The organism is Sulfitobacter sp. HI0129, from assembly GCF_001635395.1.
Taxonomy (GTDB): Bacteria; Pseudomonadota; Alphaproteobacteria; order Rhodobacterales; family Rhodobacteraceae; genus Sulfitobacter.
On sequence record NZ_LWGH01000072.1, the window covers coordinates 1 to 252 of the forward strand.

Sequence of the window (252 nt, forward strand, 5' to 3'; positions counted from 1 at the left end):
ATGATCAGGACGGGCTGAAGGCCGCCGTCGATCTCAACACGCGCGTCACCGCCGAGCTCGGGATCATCCTGACCCAGATCTGGCGGCTCGAAGCCGCCCAGGGCGTCAGTGCGGGCCAGCTCGGCGTCGTCGATGCCGCAACCCTCGCGGATGAACGCAAGTTCCGCTCGATGGCGGTGGATCCATGAAAATGTCCATGATCCACAGCTTGGCTTCAGTTCGGGCACTTGGTCTCGCAGCACTTGTAGTGAG

Annotated in this window: 1 pseudogene; it reads left to right on the forward strand. The window is 62.7% G+C overall.

The features are described 5' to 3' along the window. Positions 1-188 (forward strand): annotated as a pseudogene (locus tag A3764_RS00765) (type IV secretion system protein); the annotation flags it as partial. Between the last annotated feature and the right edge of the window lie 64 nt (positions 189-252).